The organism is Paenarthrobacter sp. GQ52 (assembly GCF_059759005.1).
On sequence record NZ_JCAXEJ010000001.1, the window covers coordinates 175,640 to 197,932 of the forward strand.

General features: G+C 62.3%; 15 protein-coding genes. 11 read left to right on the forward strand and 4 right to left on the reverse strand.

All coding sequences use genetic code 11. From position 1 onward, the window contains the following. Positions 1-152: 152 nt before the first annotated feature. Positions 153-1,670, reverse strand: a complete 1,518-nt coding sequence (locus AC6CH8_RS00815; protein ID WP_498188273.1) for a sodium:solute symporter family protein — start codon at positions 1,668-1,670, stop codon at positions 153-155. 267 nt (positions 1,671-1,937) lie between these two features. On the opposite strand from AC6CH8_RS00815, the gene AC6CH8_RS00820 reads away from it, so the two are divergent. Continuing rightward, on the forward strand, positions 1,938-2,513 hold the full coding sequence (locus AC6CH8_RS00820) for a helix-turn-helix domain-containing protein (protein WP_024819844.1): 576 nt from the start codon (positions 1,938-1,940) through the stop codon (positions 2,511-2,513). An 87-nt stretch (positions 2,514-2,600) separates the two neighbouring features. Here AC6CH8_RS00820 and AC6CH8_RS00825 read toward each other — a convergent pair whose 3' ends face one another. Next, positions 2,601-4,574, reverse strand: a complete 1,974-nt coding sequence (locus tag AC6CH8_RS00825) for an APC family permease (protein WP_498188275.1) — start codon at positions 4,572-4,574, stop codon at positions 2,601-2,603. Positions 4,575-4,791: 217 nt separating this feature from the next. Here AC6CH8_RS00825 and speB point away from each other — a divergent pair, with 217 nt between their 5' ends. Next, positions 4,792-5,862 carry an agmatinase gene (gene speB / locus AC6CH8_RS00830; protein ID WP_091465770.1) on the forward strand — a complete coding sequence of 357 codons (1,071 nt, stop codon included), beginning with the start codon at positions 4,792-4,794 and terminating at the stop codon, positions 5,860-5,862. After that, complete coding sequence (locus AC6CH8_RS00835) at positions 5,859-7,559, forward strand: thiamine pyrophosphate-binding protein (RefSeq protein WP_498188277.1); 1,701 nt, start codon at positions 5,859-5,861, stop codon at positions 7,557-7,559. Before speB ends, AC6CH8_RS00835 begins: the two co-directional genes overlap by 4 nt. Positions 7,560-7,636: 77 nt before the next feature. On the opposite strand, the gene AC6CH8_RS00840 is transcribed toward AC6CH8_RS00835, so the two are convergent. Then, the gene (locus tag AC6CH8_RS00840) at positions 7,637-8,971 is read right to left on the reverse strand and encodes an MFS transporter (RefSeq protein ID WP_498188279.1); all 1,335 of its coding nucleotides are present in this window, start codon (positions 8,969-8,971) and stop codon (positions 7,637-7,639) included. Between the two features lie 34 nt (positions 8,972-9,005). After that, on the reverse strand, positions 9,006-10,034 hold the full coding sequence (locus AC6CH8_RS00845) for an MBL fold metallo-hydrolase (protein ID WP_420180335.1): 1,029 nt from the start codon (positions 10,032-10,034) through the stop codon (positions 9,006-9,008). Between the two features lie 94 nt (positions 10,035-10,128). On the opposite strand from AC6CH8_RS00845, the gene AC6CH8_RS00850 reads away from it, so the two are divergent. The 8 genes from AC6CH8_RS00850 to AC6CH8_RS00885 all read left to right on the forward strand — a co-directional run bounded on the left by AC6CH8_RS00850 (position 10,129) and on the right by AC6CH8_RS00885 (position 22,292). Next, complete coding sequence (locus AC6CH8_RS00850; protein WP_420180336.1) at positions 10,129-11,028, forward strand: LysR family transcriptional regulator; 900 nt, start codon at positions 10,129-10,131, stop codon at positions 11,026-11,028. Between the two features lie 84 nt (positions 11,029-11,112). Continuing rightward, positions 11,113-11,595, forward strand: coding sequence for a MarR family winged helix-turn-helix transcriptional regulator (locus AC6CH8_RS00855; protein WP_017197676.1), 483 nt, complete (start codon positions 11,113-11,115; stop codon positions 11,593-11,595). Between the two features lie 10 nt (positions 11,596-11,605). After that, positions 11,606-13,696 carry an MFS transporter gene (locus AC6CH8_RS00860; RefSeq protein WP_498188282.1) on the forward strand — a complete coding sequence of 697 codons (2,091 nt, stop codon included), beginning with the start codon at positions 11,606-11,608 and terminating at the stop codon, positions 13,694-13,696. A 308-nt stretch (positions 13,697-14,004) separates the two neighbouring features. Beyond that, positions 14,005-15,738 (forward strand): ABC transporter ATP-binding protein, encoded by a 1,734-nt coding sequence (locus AC6CH8_RS00865; protein ID WP_091465775.1) that lies wholly within the window; start codon positions 14,005-14,007, stop codon positions 15,736-15,738. After that, entirely contained in the window at positions 15,735-17,813 is a 2,079-nt protein-coding gene (locus AC6CH8_RS00870; RefSeq protein WP_498188284.1) for an ABC transporter ATP-binding protein, read from the forward strand. Before AC6CH8_RS00865 ends, AC6CH8_RS00870 begins: the two co-directional genes overlap by 4 nt. Before the next feature lie 56 nt (positions 17,814-17,869). Then, positions 17,870-18,286, forward strand: coding sequence for an acyl-CoA thioesterase (locus AC6CH8_RS00875; RefSeq protein ID WP_498188653.1), 417 nt, complete (start codon positions 17,870-17,872; stop codon positions 18,284-18,286). Positions 18,287-18,311: 25 nt separating this feature from the next. After that, positions 18,312-19,076 carry a copper homeostasis protein CutC gene (locus AC6CH8_RS00880; RefSeq protein WP_498188286.1) on the forward strand — a complete coding sequence of 255 codons (765 nt, stop codon included), beginning with the start codon at positions 18,312-18,314 and terminating at the stop codon, positions 19,074-19,076. Between the two features lie 144 nt (positions 19,077-19,220). Next, on the forward strand, positions 19,221-22,292 hold the full coding sequence (locus AC6CH8_RS00885) for a glycoside hydrolase domain-containing protein (RefSeq protein ID WP_498188288.1): 3,072 nt from the start codon (positions 19,221-19,223) through the stop codon (positions 22,290-22,292). Position 22,293 lies beyond the last annotated feature (1 nt).

The window sequence follows — 22,293 nt, forward strand, 5'->3', positions numbered from 1 at the left end:
TTGCGCGCTTTGGGGTGGTTTTGGCGTGTAGAGCGGGCCTTCCAACGCATGCTTCCCGGGCATAGCGCAACGGCGGCGCCGCCCCGAAAAGGGGAGGCGCCGCCGTCGAACTTTACTTGTTTCCCGAACCTTGCCTGGTTCTTTGTGCCCGCCTAGGAAGCGGGGGTAGTGAGCTCTTCCTCGGCCACGCGGGTACCGGCAACGCGATCCGTCCAGGCCTTCATGACTGCCGGATCCGTGGGCTTGCTGGCAAGTGAGACCACTATGTACACCAAAGCCGAGGCGATCAAACCGAAGTAGATGGGCTCGTTGGCGTAGATGCCATCGAGGGGAACTTCGGCGTTGATCTCAAGGACGATCATGGTTCCGAGGGTTACCACCGAACCGGCCGCCATGGACCATGCTGCGGCGATGCCCGTTCCACGCTTCCACACCAAGCCGCCAATGATGGCCACGAGGAGGCCGCCAACCAGGATGTCGTAGGCAATGGTTAGTGCGGCCACCACATCCTTGGTGGAGATGGCGATGATGATTGCAACGATCCCCAGGCCGAGTACCCAGTAACGGTTGGCCTTGACGTCGTGCTCAGGGTTATCGGAGTCGGAGGTGTCCACCTTCTTGCCAAACCAGCTGGCAACGAAAGGCATTACGTCTGCGCGGGCAACGGTTGCAGCAGCAATCAGTGCGCCTGACGCCGTGGACATCATTGCGGCCACAGCTGCAGCAAGAACCAAGCCGCCGATGCCAATGGGCAGGAGTCGGGTAGCGACCTCTGCGTAGACGTCGTCCTTGGCGGCGATTTCGATGCCGGAGAGGGCGACGCTGGCAGCCATGCCGATCAGGGCACCCGCGAAGCCGTAGAGGATGCAGTAGACGCCGGCGGTAGCGCCGCCCCAGCGGGCAACTGTGGGGTTCTTGGCGGTGAACACGCGCTGCCAGATGTCCTGACCGATGAGGAGGCCAAGGGTGTACACGACGAAATAGGTGATGATCGTCTGGAGGCCGATGCCGCCGATGTCGAAGAAGCTCTCATCGACGCGGGCTCGGATGCCGTCGAGGCCACCCGCGGCGTTCAGGGCGAAGGGGAGCATGAGGAAGAAGATTCCCACGGTCTTGATGACGAACTGGACCTGGTCGGCCAAGGTGATGGACCACATGCCGCCAATGGTGGAGTAGACCAGCACGATCGCGCCGCCGATGGCGATCGCGAGCCAACGCTCCCAGCCGAAGAGGACCACGAAGATGGTGGCGTAGGCACCGGTGGACGTGGCACACAGCATCAGCGTGTAGGCCAACATGACGATGCCCGAGGTCTGGGTTGCCGTGCTGCCATAGCGGAGGGTCAGCATCTGCGAGACCGTGTAGATCTTGAGCTTTTGGATGGTTCCGGCGAAGAGCAGGCTGAGCAGTAGCACGCCTGAACCGATGGCCACAACCAGCCACATGCCGGAGATACCGAACTTGTAACCGAGGCCGACGCCGCCCACGGTGGATGCGCCACCGAGGACCACTGCGGCCATGGTGCCGGTGTAAAGGAAGGGTCCCAGGCGGCGGCCGGCCACCAGGAAGTCGCTGTTGTTCTTGGTGCGGGACTTGCCCCACCAGCCGAATGCCAGCATGGCGAGCAGGTACACCACCACGATTGCGATGTTTATAGCCGAAGATTCCATGAACGGTCCTTGGAGCTGATGCACGGAGGTTGGGGTTTTCGACGATACTCCTGCGAAGCGTCGAAGTCTCTGTGCTGACGATTGGAGATTGGGGGATGTGTTGTGTGCCTCACAGACAACACTTGTTGCCTATGAGGATATGTTGTGATGGGAGTAACAGTCAAGATCCTTTGGTCATGCTTTCGCGTATTCTGGCGCTCTTGTCCTGTCTCCCGGCTACTATTGCTCCAATGACAGGGCCACATGACAGGCCTGAAAGGTTCGTGAATGAAGGCTCTACCCGTTGAACCGAGCAATGTTCCCGTTGCCATCGGTTCCAGAATCCGCGCAGCCCGGCAAGCGCAGCGGCTCACCATCGAGCAAGTGGCGGATGCTACCGGCCTGACCAAAGGCTTCCTCAGCCGTGTGGAGCGGGACCTGACATCGCCGTCGGTCGCCTCGCTGGTCACTCTTTGCCAAGTGCTGTCCGTATCCGTGGGGGACCTGTTCGCAGCTCCGGAGACACACCTGACCAAGCGCGACGACGGCCCCCGCATCTCCCTGGGTGGCCAGGGCATCGTGGAGCGTTTGTTGACCGCCCGCTCCGAGCGTCGGCTCCAGATCCTGCAGGCAACCATCGAGCCTCGTGGCCGCGGTGAAAACGAGCTCTATGCCGTGGACTGCGACGTGGACGTCCTGCATGTGGTCAAGGGCCGGATCAAGCTCATCCTGACCAATGAGGAGTACGACCTCGAAGAGGGGGACACGCTCTCCTTCCCGGGCCGCGAACCCCACACCTGGATTAACCCCACGGACGAGACCGTGGAGGTGTTGTGGGTGCTGGTGCCGGCCGCGAGCCGCTAGGCCCACCCCTCGCGAGGTGACAGATAATGCCCATGTTTGCAGCAAACATGGGCATTATCTGTAGTATCGGCGCGCGGATCCGGGCGGTTAGCCCACGTGCACCCACGGCCGGCGGGTGATGTCCGGCTCGGCTTCCCTCAGCACTTCGCGGGTTACCGGCGCAATCTCTCCTTCGCCAAAGAAGAGGAACTTGCTGAGGTTGGAAATCGGGTTGCCCTCGGTCCAGCGGAAGTAGATGTGCGGCATGAATCCGGTGACGTCCCGGATGTGGAGGAGTACTGCGGCCACTGTGTTGGGCACGTTGTTGCTGTGCACTTCCAGGATTTTGAACCCGTGCCGGAGCTTGCCCACAACTTGGAGTTCCTGCTCGAAGTCCGAGCTGTCGTCCACAATGACCTCGATGAAGACGGCGTCGCAGTCAACGGGCAGGTGGCTTGCCTGCTGGGCGTGCTGAAGCTTCTCCCTATAACGGCTTGCACTGAGGTGCTTGGGCTCGTGGGCAATGATGCGGACAGGGCCTTCGGAAGCGTTGGCCGTGAATTCGAGGGCTTTCTCGTCCATCTTGATGTGCGTGGCCCGGAGTTCGAAGGCGCGCCGCATGCGGGAGGTAAAACTGACAACCATGATGCCCAGGATGAAGAGGGCGGCAATCTTCAGGCCGTCGGGGCGCTCGATCGAGTTGACCACGGTGGTGTAGACGAAAACGAGCGAGATCAGTCCAAATCCAATGACCTGCGCCCGCTGCTTCTTTCGCCGCGCGGACAGGGTCACGGCTATTGAAGCCGAGGTAATCAGGACCAGCACGCCCGTGGCGTACGCGCCACCCTGGGCGTTGACGTCCGCCTGGAAAATGATGGTGACGATGAAGGCGATGACCGTGAACACCAGAACCAGTGGACGGAGAGCCCGGGCCCACGCAGGTGCCATGCCGTAGCGGGGCAGATAGCGGGGGACAAGGTTCAAGAGCCCGGCCATGGCTGACGCGCCGGCGAACCACAGAATGGCAATGGTGCTGACGTCATAGACAGTTCCGAAGCCGTCCCCAAGGAACTTGTGAGCGAGGTAGGCCAGCGCGCGGCCCTCGGCCTTGCCGCCGTCCTGGAATTCTGCGGCGGGGATCAGCATGACGGTGGTGAAGCTGGAGGTGATGAGGAACGAGCTCATGATGATGGCGGCGGTGGTGAGGAGCTTGTGGGCGCCCTTGATCCGGCCTGCCGGGTTGGCTTCGGTGTCTGTGGCGTGGCCCTTGATCTGGGGCATGACGGCAACACCGGTTTCGAATCCGGAGAGTCCCAGTGCCAGGCGCGGGAACACCAGCAGTGCCAGGGCGATCATCATGATGGGGTCGCCGTGGGAGGTGGTGAGTGCGGTCCACCAGTCGGTTATGACGCGTGATTCCGTGAGGAGGTGGGTCATGGAGACGGCAATCACCACGAGGTTGAGTGCAAGGAACGCCGCCACCAGCACTACTGCCACGTTGATGGCTTCCTTGAATCCGCGCAGGAAGACGACACCCAGGCCGGCGATCAAAGCCAGCGTGATGACCACTTGTTGGCCTTCGAGGAAGTGCGGCGCGAAGGGGTTCTCGATGAGGTGGGCTGTGGCGTCGGCGGCGGAGAGCGTGATGGTGATCATGAAGTCGGTTGCGGCGAAGCCAAGGAGGGCAAGGACGAAGAGCTTGCCTCCCCATCGTGGAAGCAGGCGTTCAAGCATGGCGATGGACCCTTCGCCGCGCGGGCTTTCCTTGGCCACGCGCCGGTAGACGGGGAGCGCGCCGGCCAGGGTTGCCAGGACCAGAAGTAGCGTGGCCAGCGGGGAGAGCAATCCGGCGGCAAGGGCGGCGATGGCCGGCTGGTAGCCGAGCGTGGAGAAGTAGTCGAGTCCGGTGAGGCACATGACCTTCCACCAGGCTTGCGGCTTATGCGAGTCCGCAGGCCGGCCGTGAGGTCCCTGCCGTTTCCCTGAGGTGTCCGGCATTCCTTCCAGCAGCCAGGATTTGAGCTTGAAGGAATTTTTGGGCTGATCGGCCGGGTCGGCCGGAGGCCTCGTCAGGGTGGTCACGGTGTCCTTTCGTGCAGCCGGATGCTGCGTCCGCTAGGAGCGTATGGCCGTATTCGACGCCGGGGCCCCGGTTTTTATGGAATCATAACGCCCGCTGTGACCGGCATCTCAAGCTGAACGCAGCCGAATCCCTTGTAAACATGTGATGCATATAAGGCAACTTCGAGTGTATGATGGGAGTCACAGCAACTGATCCAACTCGAAGGAGAGGCATATTTTGGAAGAGCTTCGCATTACGGCCAACGGGAACCTCGGACCCATCGATTCATCCCGCATTCCGCGTTACGCCGGTGCCGCCACTTATGCCCGCCTGCCCCGACTGGACCAGGTCTCCAAGGCTGACGTCACAGTAGTGGGCGTTCCCTTCGACTCCGGTGTCTCCTACCGCCCCGGGGCGCGCTTCGGTGCCAACCATGTACGCGAAGCCAGCCGACTGCTGCGCCCGTACAACCCTGCCTGGGACGTCAGCCCCTTCGAGAACATCCAGGTTGCCGATGCCGGCGACATGGCCGTAAACCCGTTCAACATCAACGAGGCCATCGAGACTGTCCAACAGAACGCCTTGGACCTCACGGCCAATGGCAGCAAGCTGGTAACCCTCGGTGGCGACCACACCATTGCACTCCCGCTCTTGAGGGCAGCGGCGGAGCGGGCAGGAGAGCCCATTGCGATGCTCCACTTCGACGCCCACCTGGACACCTGGGACACGTACTTCGGTGCCGAGTACACTCATGGCACCCCGTTCCGCCGCGCGGTGGAAGAGGGCATCCTGGACACCGAAGCCATCAGCCACGTGGGTACCCGCGGCCCCCTGTATGGCAAGAAGGACCTCGACGACGACCACCGCTTCGGCTTCGGAATCGTCACTTCAGCTGACGTCTACTACCAAGGCGTCCTGGAAACCGTAGCCAAGATCCGTGACCGCATCGGCAACCGCCCGCTGTACATCTCCGTGGACATCGACGTTTTGGACCCAGCACACGCACCCGGTACCGGCACCCCCGAAGCCGGCGGCATCACCAGCCGCGAACTCCTCGAAATTATCCGTGGCTTCCGTGGCATGAACCTCGTGGGAGCGGACATCGTTGAAGTTGCTCCTGCCTACGACCACGCCGAGATCACCGGTGTTGCAGGCAGCCACGTAGCGTACGAGCTCGTGACCCTCATGGCGGACAACGCCGTGGAAGGCGACCGCCAAGGTGCCCCGAACGGTTACGCGCAGCAGGCCCTCGGCGCTCGCATGGCCGAACTCGCACAGGCAACCGCAACGGCCGGGGACCAGCGATGATTGATTTCGATCCCGGCACAGCGGCCCCCACCAAGGGCACCAACCAGCGCAACGGCGGGGACCTCGTCGTCGAGACCCTTGAAGCGCTGGGCGCTAAGACCGTCTTCGGTATCCCCGGCCAGCACGCATTGGGTCTCTTTGACGCCATGGGCCGCGGCAACCTGCACTTCGTCTCCTCCCGCGTGGAGAACAACTCGGCGTTCGCAGCCGACGGTTACTCCCGCGCCACCGGCGAGGTAGGTGTGCTGTTCCTGTCCACCGGTCCTGGCGCGCTCACCTCCCTGGCCGGCCTTCAGGAGGCTTACGCTACGGGTGTTCCCATGGTGGTTGTCGCCAGCCAGATCCCCCTCGACGGCCTGGGTGCACGCCGCAAAGGCATGCTGCACCAGCTCGATGACCAGAAGGCCTCGGCCGCGAACGTCACCAAGAGCCAGCGCCTGATCCAGCACGCCTCGGGTATCCCGTCGGCCATCCAGGACGCCTGGACCGAGGCGATTTCCTCGCCACAGGGCCCGGTCTGGATCGAAATCCCGCAGAACGTCCTCCTGGATCCCATCATGGTTCCTCCGGTGGAGGATGCGCTGGCCGAGGCATTCGATAACCCGCCGCGCGTCGAGCTGATCCGCGAAGCCGTGAAATGGCTTTCGACGGCGGAACGTCCGGCGATCATCGCAGGCGGCGGTACGCGTCGTGGCCGGGCCGAGAAGTCCCTGCTCTCGATTGCCGAGCAGCTGCGCGCGCCGGTGATCTGTACTCCCGGCGGCAATGGTGCGTTCCCGTGGACCCACGAGTTGTCGTTGCAGTCGTGGATCGAGGACCGGTACATGACCGATGTCCTGGAAGACGCCGACGTTTTGATCGTCATTGGCTCGTCCCTGGGTGAAGTGACTTCCAATTACTTCACATTCGAGCCCCGCGGCCGCATCATCCAGATCGACGCCGAACCCCGGGTCCTCGAATCCAACCGCCCCGGCCTGGGTATCCGTGCCGATGCCGGCCAAGCGCTCGCCGCGCTGGACGAAGCCCTCGCAACGGCAGGGGCTTCGGACGCAACCAAGCGTGATTGGCACGGCACCAGCCCCGAAGACGTCGTCAAGGAATCCCTGGCTAAGGTCAAAGCACGCCTGGAATCACAGGATCTGGCCAAGGAACTGAAGTTCATGGCCGACATCCGCGAGGCCGTCCCGGCTGACATGCAGACGTTCTGGGACATGACCATCTCCGCGTACTGGGGCTGGAGCTGCTGGGACGCCCGGCAGGGTCAGTTCCACTCCGCCCAAGGGGCCGGCGGCCTCGGCTACGGCTTCCCGGCAGCAATCGGCGGTGCCGTGGGTCTTGAAACCACGGGCAAGCCGAGTCGTGTGCTGGCCGTATCCGGTGACGGATCTTCCATGTACTCCATCTCCGAGCTAGCCACCGCCAAGCAGCACAACGTCCCGGTCACCTGGCTGATCGTGGACGACGGCGGCTACGGCATCCTGCGCGAGTACATGGTGGGCGCCTTCGGCCAGGCCACTGCTACCGAGCTCGCCCGCCCGGACTTCGTCAAGTTGGCCGAGTCCTTCGGTGTGCCTGCCCGTCGGGTTGCCCCGGAGGAAGTGGGGGACGCGCTCAAGGCGTCCTTCGCAGCGGACGGTCCCAACGTCGTCGTGGTTGAAACATTGCTGAAGATGTTCGGCCCCACGCATCTGGACTAAACAGACGCGACTAACCCCACCAAAACAGCCAGCCCCCGCACGGAACACCGTGAGGGGGCTGACTGCGTTTCGTGGCACTAGTCGAGTTCGCGATGGGTGCCCTCGGGAGTTAGCCTCACGGCAACCACTGCCGCAAGCATCGCGGCGATCCAGAACGCCGCTATCAGCCACAACCCACCGCCGGCTGCGAGGCTCAGGCCAGCGACGATCATGGGTGTGAAGCCCGCACCGACCATCGAGGCACCTTGATACGCCAGCGAAGCGCCTGTGTAGCGGTTACGGGTGGGAAATTGTTCGGCCACGTAGGCGGCGATAGGGCCGTAGAGGAAGCCTTGCACCAAGCCGTTGCCCAGCACGATCGCCAGGGCAAACGCCCACAGTTCACCGTTGTCGATGAGCAGCAGGATGGGGTAAGCAAGGACGGCGCCCAAGAGGGATGCGCCGACGAGGACCCGACGCCGTCCGATCCTGTCGCTGAGTCGCGCCGAGTAGAAGCAGATAATCAACGTCAGCAGCGCTGCGAACGCTTTGATGTTCAGCACGCCGTTCTTGTCGGCGCCGTTCTCCACGGCAACCGATACGCCCCACACCGTGGTCATGGATTGGCACACGTAAAAGGCCGTGGTGGCGAGCAAACCGAGCACCACGGCGCGACGGTTGTTTTTGAGGACATCCAGTAGGGGCACCCGGCGCTTGGCTCCTTCTGCTTCAAGTTTCTGGAAAGCCGGTGTTTCGGACACCTTTAGGCGGATGACCATTCCCACCGCGATCAGCGCGGCGCTGAGCAGGAATGGTACGCGCCAACCCCAAGCCAGGAAGTCGTCGCCGGACAGTGCTGCGAACAGGGACAGCGCGAGGGTGCCCAGGATGGCTCCGGCCGGTCCGCCGGCGTTGGCGAAAGCTGCCGCGAAGCCGCGGTGTTTCTTGGGCGCGTGCTCGATGGCCATTAGGGCAGCGCCACCCCATTCACCGCCCACCGCCACGCCTTGGACCAGTCGGAGGACCACCAACGCAATGGGTGCGGCAATCCCAATCTGGGATGTGGTGGGCAGCAAGCCGATCATCGTGGTGCCGAAGCCCATGATGAGCATGGAGAGAACCAGCATCTTCTTGCGGCCCAGCCTGTCCCCGAAGTGTCCGAAGATCAGGCCACCAAGGGGGCGTGCAACGTAGCCGACGGCGAGTGTTACGAAGGATGCGAAGAGGGCAAAGCCGGGGCCAAGATTTGCAAAGAAGACCTTGTTGAATACGAGGCTGGCGGCAGTGGCGTAGAGCATGAAGTCGTAGTACTCGATTGCACTGCCGATGAAGCTGGACGCCAGGATGCGGCGCATGTCCTTGGACTTCATGGAGTTTTCAGGCACGCTGCCGGGTGCTTCAGGGAGGGTGTCCTGGGATGGTGCTGAGCTCATGTGGTTCCTCAGTTCCGGGGATGGGGTTCGCGCATCAGCGCTGGCGCGCGAACGGAATGACGTCGAGATCGTTGGGGACGGTGAATTTTCCGTTGAAGTGCTCTTCTGCTTCGAGCCACACGGATGTGGATGCGTGCCCGGGCACAAGATGATGCAGGGCAAGGTGTCTGGCACCGGCGGCATCTGCCAGCTTCGCTGCCTCGCGGACACTGGTATGGGACTTGTAGTGGTGGTCGCGGGCGGCGCGGCTGCCGTCGTCGGTCTTATCGGCGTAGAGCGATTCCACCCAGTCGAAGTCGATGGCCTCGTGCAGCAACAGGTCGGTGCCTTGGGCCAGGGTGATCATGTTTTCCGTGTAAGCAGTGTCGCCGGAGATGGTCACAGAACCTTCTGCGGTATCGAAGCGGAAGGCGAAGGCCGGCGCCACTGGAGGATGTTCCACCAGGATGGCGGTCACTGTCACCAGCTCGTCGCGGTAGATCTCGAACGGTTCCATGTCCGGCGTCGGGTTGTTGTTGGGGTGGTAGCCGGCTCGTGCAGGTATCTGGATGTCTTCGGCTTTGAAGATGTCCAAGGGGCTGGGTCGCAGGCTGTCCAGAATGCGGTCGTTGAGATCCGTGGCGTGAGCGGCCATCAATTGCTCAAACATCTGGCGGGTGCCCGGCGTTGGGTTCTCCGGTGCCAAGGGAAGAGGATCGACGACGGCGCGTGGCGACACCGGGGGCAGCTCCCCACGATTGCCGGGTCCAATGATTCTCACTGGATTGTCGGCGCGGTCTGCGAGGGCGTATAGGCCAAAAATGCCGAGGCCGGCGAGATCATAGACGTGATCCGAGTGGAGGTGGGTAATGAAGAGCGCCCTCAAATCCTTGAGTTCCAGGGCTGACTGGCTGAGCCTGCGTCCGGCGCCTTGGCCGAAATCCACTAAGTAGAAAGCCTCTCCGACCACCACTGCGGTGGCTATTCCGGTGCGCTCGCCGGAATCCGCCGCCGCCCACCATCTGGGCCCGCCAGCGGTCCCCAGGGTGACGATATGCGGTTTCAGGGATGACGTCAGTGTCACGGGTGTCTCCTTCGACTTTGGCTTTTCTCCAGTGTGGCCCGGCTCACTGATCTTGTATAATCAATCAATTCAAAGAAGTTCATAAGGAGAGCTGATGGCCGAGTTCACCCTTCGCCAGCTTGAGTATTTTGTGGCGGTGCTCGATCACGGCTCCCTCACCAAGGCTGCGAACGAGAGCAATATCTCCCAGGCCGCCGCTTCAATGGCGATTGCCCAGCTGGAAAAGAGCCTCGGCCTCGACCTGCTCATTCGGACCCGGGCGAAGAGAGTGGAACCCACGCCGGCGGGGCTGGAACTGGGCGTCCGTGCCCGGCGAATCCTTGGGGAAGCGGCGGATTTGCAGGCCGGGGCACTGATGGGGTCCCACGAAGAGATGCGCGGACGGGTGTCCATCGGCTGCATGGTGGCCATCTCGCCCCGGGTGATCCCGGAACTCATCGGCTATTTCGCCGAGAACTGGCCCGAGGTGGAGCTCGACTTCGTGGAAGGCGCTGCCGAAGACCTGCAGAAGGCGGTGGGGGAGGGCGCGTTGGACCTCGCGTTTGTTTACTCCCTTCAGGTGGTGCCGGGCGTCGATGTGGTCAAGGTGGTGGAATCCCGTCCGCAGTTCATGCTGGCTGCAAGCCACCCGTTGGCAGGAAGGGCATCGCTAAGTTTCGCCGACCTTGCCGGCGAGGATGTCATCCTCTTCAACGTTCCGCCCAGTGCTGAGCGCGTCACGTCTATGTTCCTCTCGGCAGGCATTGAGCCGAGGGTTCGCTGGAAGAGTGTGGTGGCGCAGACCATCCGCGGCGTGGTGGCCAGCGGAAGGGCCATCTCCGTGACTCACGCGTGGCCGGGGGTTGCTTCTGTTTACGCGGACTCCAAAGTTGCCTTGGTGCCCATTGAGGACGATCTCCCGGAGAGTTGGCTCGTGGCTGCTGTACCCCCGGGGATCAAGCGGCCCCGCAGGGTGGATGAGGTCATCGAGGCGGCGACCCGACTGGCCCGGTAACGCCCTTCTCCCCATCTTTAGTTTCCCAAAGCAATCAATCTGCGTTATAGTTGCTTTAGGCAAACAAAAAGAGGGGTGTTTCGCATGTCCGTCGGTTCTGCCACAGCAACCGATCTTGTGCATCAGATTTTCGATCTCCAGCGCACGCTGCGCTGTGTGGTGACTGCCCACATGGCCCGCGTGCCCGACGTCGGAATGGCTGTGCAGGGGGTGATGCGCTTCATCGGCGAGGGGGAGACCCGCGCAACCCAACTGGCCACTCGACTCGGCGTCAGCGCCCCGGTCCTCAGCCGGCACATCACCGAACTCGAGGAGCTTGGCTTTGTTGTCAGGCGGCCTGATCCAGCTGACGGCAGGGCGCAGCTTCTCGCCCTGACGGAAAGCGGCGCGGCGAAACTGCGCGAATTCGAAGAACAACGCAGCGTGAGACTGCGCGATTACCTGGCGGATTGGAGCGAGGCGGACGCCCTCGAGGCCTCCCAGGTCATCAACAAACTCACTGTGTCCCTCAAGGACTCAATCCGGGCAACGGCGGCCGGCTCCATAACAACAAACCAGACAGCTTAGGAGCCCACGCATGGCTACACCAGCAGTACACGACTCCCAGGCGGTGGACGCCTCAGTTAAAGGGGCGTCCGCGCCCATGACCCATCGGCAGATCATGGAAGCCCTGACCGGGCTCCTCGCTGCCTTCTTTACAGCGATCCTCAGCAGCACGATCGTCGCCAACGCGCTGCCCACCATCATGTCAGAGCTTAAGGGCACGCAAACCGACTTCGCCTGGGTCATCACGGCCGCGCTGTTGGCGAACGCTGCCACCACGCCCATCTGGGGCAAGCTCGCGGACCTCTTCGACAAGAAGCTCCTGGTCCAGCTGAGCATCATCATCTTCGTCGCCGGCTCGGTCATGGCAGGCCTTTCTGAAACCATTCCGCTGCTGCTGACCGCCCGTGTCATCCAGGGTGTGGCGATGGGTGGCCTCACCGCCTTGGCTCAGGCGATCATCGGCTCCATGATTCCGCCGCGCGACCGCGGCAAGTATTCCGGTTACATGGGTGCTGTCATGGCCGTAGGAACCGCTGGCGGCCCGCTGCTGGGCGGCTTCATCGTTGACAGCCCGCTGGGCTGGCGCTGGACGTTCTTCGTCTGTGTGCCGCTGGCCGTCGTCGCGCTCATCCTGCTCCAGGTGACGCTGAAGATCCAGCACATCAAGCGTCCGGCGAAGATCGACTGGCTGGGTTCCATCCTGCTGACGTCCGGCGTGAGCCTGCTACTCATCTGGGTTTCCTTCGCCGGCAACCCTGACTACTACGACTGGTTCTCCTGGCAGTCCGCGCTCATGGTGGGCGGCGGCGTAGCCCTGCTGGCACTTCTGGTGCTGGTGGAAACCAAGGTTCCCGAGCCCATCATTCCGCTCAAGATCATCTCCGAGCGCACCACCGCCTTGGCTATCGTTGCCTCCGTTGCCGTTGGTATCGCCATGTTCGGTTCGTCCACCTTCCTGGGCCAGTACTTCCAGGTTGCCCGCGGCGCCACACCCACCGAGGCCGGCCTGCTGACGCTACCGATGATCGCCGGCAACCTGATCGGTTCCGTCGCATCCGGCATTCTGATCAGCCGCTTCGGCAAGTGGAAGAGGTTCCTGGTTGCAGGGTCCGTCCTCCTCATCGGCGGCCTCGCATTCGCCGGAACCATGGACCACACCACTGAACTGTGGATTGTGGCGATCTATACCGGCGTGTTCGGCCTAGGCCTTGGCATGCTGATGCAAAACCTGGTGCTTGCTGTTCAGAACACGGTCCAGGCCAAGGACATTGGAACCGCCAGTGCTTCGGTGGCGTTCTTCCGCTCAGTGGGTGGTGCGATCGGCGTATCCGTCCTGGGCGCCATCATGTCCAACCATGTGAAGGAACTTGCCGTTGAAGGCATGACTGCCGCGGGCATTCCGGCCCAGGGTGGTGCCTCCGGAGCCAGCATGGATCTGGCCGATATGCCCGCTCCCATCGCCGAGATCATGCGGGCAGCCTACGGTGACGCGACCGCGCAGATCTTCCTGATCTCGGCGATCATCAGCGTTGTGGCGCTCCTGGCTGTGCTGTTCATCAAGGAACGCCCACTGCGCCGCACGGTTGATGCTGCTCCGGAAAAGGAACTCATTGCCACGGCTTCAGGAGACGCTGGTATGTCGCTGGACACTGCGTCCATGGACGCGGTGAAAGCGTCCGACGACGGCGCGCGCCGCTTGGGTGCCGACCCTGCGGTTTCAGGGGGTCCCCGTCATGTTCCGGTGGTGGAGCGACCGGTTCCAGTGGGGGAGCGACCGGCTTCGAACGCGGAGTCCGGGTCCGATCTTGACCTGGAGTTCGCCCGGATCCTCACGCAGGAACGACCCCAGGGCACGGCTGATGTGAAGGAAGTTCAGGAACAACTGTCCCGTACCCAGTACGTCCTGGCCGAACAGCAGCTGCAGCTCAGTCGAGCCAACGTGGAACTCCAGGCCCGGTTGCGGGAGCAGCAAACCATCGCGGAGCAGCAGGCCCATACCGCGGAGGAACTCGCCGCGATCCGTAAGGAGCTCAAGCGCGAACGCAGGCAGCAGGAACGGATGGCGTTGTTGCTCCTCCAAGGCGTAGAAGCCCGGGCGGACCACGGCAAGCACGCTGGCTGACTCCTCCACGGAGCCCGCCCTTGTTTGACACTCCTCGCGTACTACGTGGAGCTTGACCAACGAGGGCGGGACTGAAAACGCCGGCTGGGAAACCAGCCGGCGTTTTTGTTGCCGGCAGGGTGTCTACCCAAGGGGGATACCCCAGAGCGGGCACGACCGACACAGGAAATACTCCGCTGGGATGATCTTTTCCGTAAGTTGTTTCGCCCGGGCAACGGATTTCGTAGAGTGGGGAGGCTAATACTGTCAGCCCCTGCTGCCAAACTTCTCTTATCTCATTCACGCACTCTTTCTAAGGACCCGTGGGCATGCTTGTCACCCTTATACGGCGCTACTCCAAGCCGTATTTGCCGCAGATTGTGGCTGTGCTGATTTTTCAGTTGGCGTCCACCATCGCCACGCTCTACCTCCCCAGCCTCAACGCCAAAATCATTGATGAGGGAGTTTCCCGCGGAGACACCGACTTCATCTGGCAAACCGGTGTGCTCATGCTCGGTGTCGCCCTTGGACAGGTGCTTACCGCTATCATCGCCGTTTACTTCGGCGCCCGCGTTGCCATGGCAATCGGCCGCGACCTGCGCCGAAGCGTCTACCGGCAGGTCAGCAGCTTCTCCGCCCAGGACGTTAACCGATTCGGTGCTCCCACGCTGATCACCCGCGGCACCAACGATGTCCAGCAGGTACAGATGCTGGTGCTCATGGGCCTGAACTTCATGGTTTCCACGCCCATCATGTGTGTTGGCGGCATCATCATGGCCCTCCGTGAGGACCTCAACCTCTCGTGGCTCGTATGGGTTTCCGTTCCGGTCCTGGTGGCCGTAGTGGGCTACCTCGTAGTCCGGTTGATGCCGCTTTTCCGTTCCATGCAGACCAAGATCGACGCGATCAACGGTGTGCTGCGCGAGCAAATCATCGGCATCCGCGTGGTCCGTGCCTTTGTGCGTGAACCCCACGAGGCAAAGCGCTTCGGCGATGCCAATGATGACCTCACCGCAGTGTCCGTGAAGATCGGCAACCTGTTCGTCCTCATGTTCCCGGCCATCGGCATGATCCTGCACCTGTCTACGGCTGCCGTGCTGTGGTTCGGTGGCCAGCGCGTGGACTCTGGTGACATGCAGGTGGGTGCGCTCACGGCCTTCCTCCAGTACCTGTTGCAGATCCTGATGGCCGTCATGATGGGCACGTTCATGGCCATGATGATTCCCCGCGCGTCCGTCTGTGCAGATCGCATCGGCGAGGTGCTCGACGTCGAACCTTCCATTCACAACCCCACTTCACCGGTGGTGCCGGCTGAGAAGAAGGGTCGCGTGGAATTCCGCGACGTCACGTTCAAGTACCCGGGTGCGGAGGCGCCGGTGCTGAGCAACATCTCCTTCACCGCCGAGCCGGGCAAGACCCTGGCCATCATCGGATCAACGGGCGCAGGCAAGACCACCCTGGTTTCGCTCCTGCCGCGGCTTTACGATGTCGCCTCGGGCGACGTACTGCTCGACGGCGTGCCCGTCACCAAGATGGACGCATCTGAAATCACCAGCCGGGTCTCCGCGGTTCCGCAGAAGCCATACCTGTTCTCCGGGACTATCGAGCACAACCTGCGCTTCGGCAAGCCCGATGCCACCGACGAAGAACTGTGGGAGGCGTTGGAGACTGCGCAGGCCAAGGGCTTCGTCGAGGAAAAGTCATCCGGTTTGAACAGGCGCATTGCCCAAGGTGGTACCAACGTTTCCGGTGGCCAGCGCCAGAGGCTGTCCATTGCCAGGGCGTTGGTTACCAAACCGAATGTGTACCTGTTTGATGATTCGTTCTCCGCTTTGGACGTCGCTACCGATGCCAGGCTGCGGAAGGCCTTGAAAGCCAAGACCAGGGACTCCACGGTCATCATCGTGGCCCAGCGTGTGTCAACCATTGCGGACGCGGACGAGATCCTTGTGCTGGATAACGGCCGGATCGTCGACCGTGGAACGCACGACGAACTGCTGGAGACGTCACCCACGTACCAGGAAATCGTTGAATCCCAGCTGAGCGTGGAGGAAGTGGCATGAGCGAGCAGAACCAGCAGAAGAAGCGTGGCTGGGCTGCCAAGGCAGAGGCCGCCAAAGATGCCAAGGCGACGGCCGAGGCTGAGGTAGCAACCGAGCTGCTTGATGACGAGGACTTCGTCGAAGAGGAGTACGTCCCTTCCGAAGCCGACGGCGGCATGTTCGGCGACGTTCCGGCAAAGAAGGCCAAGGAGTTCTGGCCGTCCGCCAAGCGGCTCATGGGCCTGCTGAAGCCCGAGAGCGTTGGCGTGTACATCGTGATCGGCCTTGTCATCGTCTCGGTGGTGCTCAACGTGATCGCGCCCAAGGTCCTGGGTACTGCCATGGACGTCATTTTCGGCGGCGTCATTGGCAGGCAGGTGCCCGAGGGAGTCTCCCAAGAGCAGTTCGTGGAGCTCATGCGTCAGCAGGGGCAAGGCAACTTTGCGGACATGGTATCCAAAATGGAACTCACCAACGGGATTGACTTCCCCAAGCTGACGTTCCTGATTTCGATCGTGCTGCTCATGTACTTTGTGGCCAACATCTTCCTGTGGGCCCAAGGTTGGTTGCTCAACAGGATCGTCATGCGGGTCATCAAGAAGCTACGCAACGACGTCCAGGCCAAGCTCAACCGGCTCCCGTTGAACTACTTCGACACCCGCCAGCGTGGCGACATCCTGTCCCGCGTAACCAACGACGTCGACAACGTCCAGCAGGGTCTTCAGCAGGCGTTCTCCCAACTGGTCAGCTCCGTCCTCACGGTCCTGGGTATCACGGTCATGATGTTCATCGTGTCCTGGGAGCTGGCGCTGATTGCCTTGATCGCACTGCCGTTGTCCGGCATTGTTGCCGGCGTCATTGGTGCCCGCAGCCAGAAGCTCTTTGCTGCGCAGTGGAAGAACACCGGCGCACTCAATGGCCAGATCGAGGAATCGTTCTCCGGCCACGACCTCGTGAAAGTGTTCGGCCGAGATGCCGACATGCTGGAGCGTTTCGACGAGAAGAACGAGGAACTCTACAAAGCATCCTTCGGTGCGCAGTTCGTGTCCGGCGTGATCTTCCCGGCCATGAACTTCGTGTCCTACCTGTCCTACGTCGGCATCGCCGTGGTGGGCGGCCTCCGCGTTGCCTCGGGCTCCATGAGCCTCGGCGACGCCACGGCGTTCATCCAGTACTCCCGTGAATTCACCCAGCCGCTGGGCCAGATTGCCGGCATGGCCAACATGCTGCAGTCCGGCGTTGCCTCCGCAGAGCGCGTTTTCGAGTTCCTGGACGCCGATGAAGAAGTTGAAGAGAACGCCACTCGCCACCTGCCCTCCAAGACCGACGGCCACGTGGAATTCGAGCACGTCTCCTTCAGCTATGTGGAGGACAAGCCGCTGATCGAAGACCTGTCCTTCGCTGCGGAACCTGGTCACACGGTGGCTATTGTGGGGCCCACCGGTGCAGGCAAGACCACGCTGGTGAACCTCGTGATGCGTTTCTACGAGCTCAATGCCGGCCGGATCACCCTTGACGGCGTTGACATCAAGGACCTCAGCCGTGCTGAGCTGCGGTCCAAGGTTGGCATGGTGTTGCAGGATGCCTGGCTCTTTGGCGGGACCATCTACGACAACATCAAGTACGGAAACCTGGACGCCACCGAAGAGCAGATCATGGAGGCGGCGAAGGCCACCTACGTGGACCGCTTCGTGCGGGCCCTCCCTGACGGTTACCAGACGATCATCGACGAAGAAGGCAACAACGTCAGCGCAGGTGAAAAGCAGCTCATCACCATCGCCCGTGCCTTCGTCTCCGATCCTTCGTTGTTGATCCTGGATGAAGCCACGAGCTCCGTGGACACCCGTACCGAGCTGCTGCTGCAGAAGGCCATGGCAGCGCTCCGAACGGACCGTACGAGTTTCGTGATCGCCCACCGACTCTCTACGATTCGGGACGCCGACACCATCCTGGTGATGGAAAACGGCAAGATCGTGGAGCAGGGAAACCACACCAGGCTGCTCACTCTCCAAGGCGCGTACTACCGCTTGTACATGTCCCAGTTCGCGGGTGAGGAAGAGACTGCCATAGACGACTCGACGGCGGTGCACAGCTGAGCACGGAAACACTGAAGGAGCCCATGGCACCCCGGCGCATTGAGGTCCTTGTACCCATGCGCTGGGGTGACATGGACGCCTACGGACACATCAACAACGTCCAGATTGTGCGCATGCTCGAGGAAGCACGCATCGCAGCCTTCGGGCCGCCCCGCGGCGCTGGCCTCCCCGGCGTCGAACCTCCCGCTGCCCTCTTCAACGATGTTGAGGAGGGCATCATGACCCTGGTGGTGGAGCACAAGGTCCGCTACGTCCGGACGTTGGACTACCGCAACATCCCGGCTGTCGTTGAGATCTGGGTCGGTGCGGTCAAGGGCGCGAGCTTCGATCTCCACTACGTCATTAAGGACCCCGTCACGCGGGAAGACTGCGTCAAGGCCACCACTCACCTGGCTTTCGTGGCGGAGGCCACCGGACGGGTCCTTAGGCTCACTCCGGAGCAAAAGGAAAAGCTCGACCGCTACCGCGCGTAGGCCCTGCTGCCCGTAGAGTTTCAGCATGAAACTTGAAATTGCCGTGGTGAGCGCGGCGGGTGCAGGTACGGCTGCCGCCGAAGGAGCCAACCGCGTTGAGCTGTGCAGCGGCCTGGAACTTGGTGGAATCACTCCAAGCCAAGGACTCATGGAATCGAGCATGGAACACGTCGATGGCCGTCTGGAAATTCATCCGCTGATTCGCTCCAGGCCCGGCGATTTCCGGTACTCGGCGTCCGACCTGGACACCATGGTCCACGAGATCCGCCACCTGCTCGCCCAGGGTGCCCACGGGGTGGTGATGGGGGCGCTCACTCCCTCAGGCGAAGTGGACGTGCAAGCAGTACAGCGTCTGATGGGCTCGGCCAGGGATGCCAATCCTGAAGCGCAACTGACCTTCCACCGGGCCATCGACCATTCAAAAGACCCTTTGGCCGCCCTTGAGCAACTCATGGAACTGGGCTTCACCCGGGTCCTGACGTCAGGGCATGAAGCTACCGCCGGAGCAGGCCTGCAAACCTTGACCTCCATGGTGGAGCGGGCGGGGAGCGCACTGGAAATCATGGCCGGCGGCGGCCTTTCGCTGGAGGATATCCCGGCAATGCACGCGGCGGGCCTGTCCGCCGTTCACCTGTCCGCGAAGAAGACCGTCTCCACCCTTGGGGAAGGTGCCATCTCCCTGGGCGGCCAGGACGGCAGCGATCCCACTGCCTACACCGTCACCGACCGCGAGGTTGTCAGGGCAGCCAGGGCGAAAGTCAACGCGCTGAACCTCGCCATGCCCAGGTAGCCCCTGCTGTCCAGCTTACGGACGAGAAAATGGCAGTGATCGCGCATCGTAATGACTCTTTACGCCGCCGTGGAACCTCGGGATGATGTAAGGATTCACCAACTCGGTGAAAAGCCCCGGAAGCTACCTTCAGGAGTCCCAGCGATGCCGCTGCCCGTGCCGGTTTCACCGGCCCCCGTTTCCCCTCCCAAAACAAGCAGAAACAGTGCGCTGACCGAAGCCCACCCGGAGGTGGAATGTGGCATTGGGGCGTGGGACAAATTGCTCTACGGAAACCACCGGTTCGTGGTGGAAGTGGTCCAAGTAGGGGAAGAGGCCCAAGAGACCCACTTACCAGCCAGTGCTCACAGGGTGGTCATCCCTTGGCGACGGCAGGACCACCACCCGGCGTCGGTTGACGTCATCATCGTCTCGGAAAAGAGTGGCACCAGGGTCCGGAACGTGCTCGTGGAAGAGGCCAGCCGGGAGTCCGGAAGCATTATTTTCGAGGCGGTCGATGGCTTGGGGATCTACTTCGTCTATTACCTGCCCTACGCCATGCTGGGGAAACCCCACTATCCCCAGGCGCAGTACCTCCCGCATCGTCCGGCCGCAAACCCTGCCTGGGCTGCCGCCGTCGGGCGTTCAGCGTGGGTTCCGGCGAAGCGTGAGCTACCAAAGGCCACAGTCCTGCGATACGAGGCGGCCAGCGAGCGGGACACCTTCGCGCCGATGAACTTCACTGCCCGCATGGACGAACTGGAGAAGTTCCACCGGGCTTACGGGGGCGAGGCCTTCCTGGTGTTTCCCGAGGACCGCCTGCACCCCATCTCCATGCAGGGCGACCTTCCAGCACACTGGGTGATCAGCGGGCCGGGGACGACCTTCACAGCCAATGCCCGGCCCGGGGAGGACTACGTGGTCCAGCTTGGGTTGTACGCTCAGCAGGACCTCGCAGCCGTGACAGTCGAAGTCACAGCGCCGTCCGGGGGACACTGCATCAACACTGATGGCGTGGACCGTCTGGGCAGGCCATGGCAGAGGACCCTTGCGGTACCAGCCGGGAAAGTACAGGCGCTGTACGTGATCCTGCCAGTCCCGCGCAATGCTGCCGGAACCACCGTGGAGGCGTTGGTGAAGATTACCGCCACCGGTATAAGCGCCCCTGGCAAAGTGGCGCAGTACGTCGAGGTCACGCTTGATGTGGCTGCAGACGCGGACACAGAACCCGACGGCGGCTTAGGAGATCCGCGGTTGTTGGGGCGCCTGGCTTGGCTGGATTCGCGGGTGGCCCAGGACGCTGAGCTCGTTAGGCCCTTCACGCCCATCACGTTGGACGAATCGAGCAGGACGTTGGGGATTCTGGGCAGGTACCTGAGGTTGACGGAGTCGGGACTGCCGGCGCAGGTGACGTCCACCTTCACCGCCGCCGTCACCGCAACTGATGGTCCCGCCGTCGAGCTATTTAGTGCCCCGATGCGGCTGGACGTCGAGGGAATCGATTGGACGCATGGGCAGCTCATCTTCACTGAGGAGGGCCCGGGGCGGACGTCGTGGCGGTGCAGCTGGACGGGCCGAAAAGAGGGCAAGTCAGCGCTGACGCTGGAGCTGAACGGCGTTCTCGACGCCGATGGTGCCGTTTCGTACTCGTTGCACCTCAGTTCCGAGGGAACTGTGGACGTGAACGACGTCGGGCTGCAGCTTGAGTTTTGGGAGCCGGCGGTTCCGCTGGCCATGGGTTTGGGTGTCCCGGGTGGGCGGCGACCGGAATCTCTTGACTGGGCATGGGACGTATCGGCGAAGAACCAGGACGCGCTGTGGCTGGGAAGTGTGAACGCCGGAATCCAGCTTGCCCTTCGCGATGGCTGCTATGAACGGCCGCTCAACACCAACTTCTACCGGGAAAAACCGTTGGTGGAGCCGGGGTCGTGGGCCAATCGTCAACAGAGCAGCGGGGATGCCATAGTCCGAGGCGGGGTTAAGCTGCATACGGCAGGCGGCATGGTCACGCTGAACGCCTTCAGCGGCGCGCGGACACTGACTGCCGGCGAGCCCCTGGACTTCGATTTCCGCCTGTTGCTGACACCGTTCAAGCCGATCGAACCAACTGAGCACCTGGGGAAACGCTACTTTCACGCTCCTGAAAATCCGGCCGACATCAAGGCCGCGGGAGCCACCGTGGTCAACGTCCACCACGCAACGGCACCGGCTCCGTTCATCAATGATCCCCTGCTGACCCGGGACTCGCTTCGGAACTACGTTGCCGAGTGTCATGGGCAGGGTCTGAAGACCAAGGTGTACAACACGGTCCGCGAGCTCACATTCCGCAGTCCGGAGTTGTTGCCGTTGCTGCACCTGGACCAGGAGATCTTCAGTGATGGACCGGGCGAGGGACATATCTGGCTGCAGGAACATGCGGGAAGCGGCTACGTCTCAGCGTGGTTCGCGCCCAACGTGGATGACATTGCCGTGGTGACCACGGGTGAGTCGCGATGGGAGAACTTCTACGTTCGCAGCCTCCATGAACTGGCCAAGGGCGAGGACGGGATCGACGGCATCTACCTTGATGACATTGCTTATGACCGGCATGCCATGCTGCGGGTCCGCAAGGTCCTTGAGAGGGCCTGCCAATCCAGAGGTGTGGACGGACCGGAAATTGACCTTCATTCTGCCAACCAGTTCACAGCCCATGACGGATACGCGTCCTCAGCCAATCTGTACATGGAGCACCTGCCCTATGTGGACCGGCTCTGGCTGGGGGAGTACTTCGACTACCACACCACTGACCCCGACTATTGGCTGGTGGAGCTGTCCGGGATTCCCTTCGGACTCATGGGCGAGATGCTGGAAGGCGGTGGCAACCCGTGGCGTGGCATGGTGTTCGGCATGACAGGCCGGGCACCCGCCGTCGACAACCGCCCGCTCTGGGAGTTCTGGGCCGCAAGCGGGCTGGAAAGCGGGCAGATGCAGGGCTTCTGGGACCCTCAGGCACCTGTACGGACCAGCCACCCGGACGTGCTGGCCACCACGTGGGTGACAGAGCACGGAATGGTTGTAGCGCTGGCGTCATGGGCCGGTGAAACTGAGGATGTGACGTTGATTTTCGACGACGACGCTGCCGCCCAGGAGGTCGTAGCCCCGAGCATCCCCGGGTTCCAATCCGCCGCGAGCTACGCGCCCGGCGACCCCATCACCATTGAGCCGCAGCGCGGCCTCCTTCTCACGATTGGATACTGAC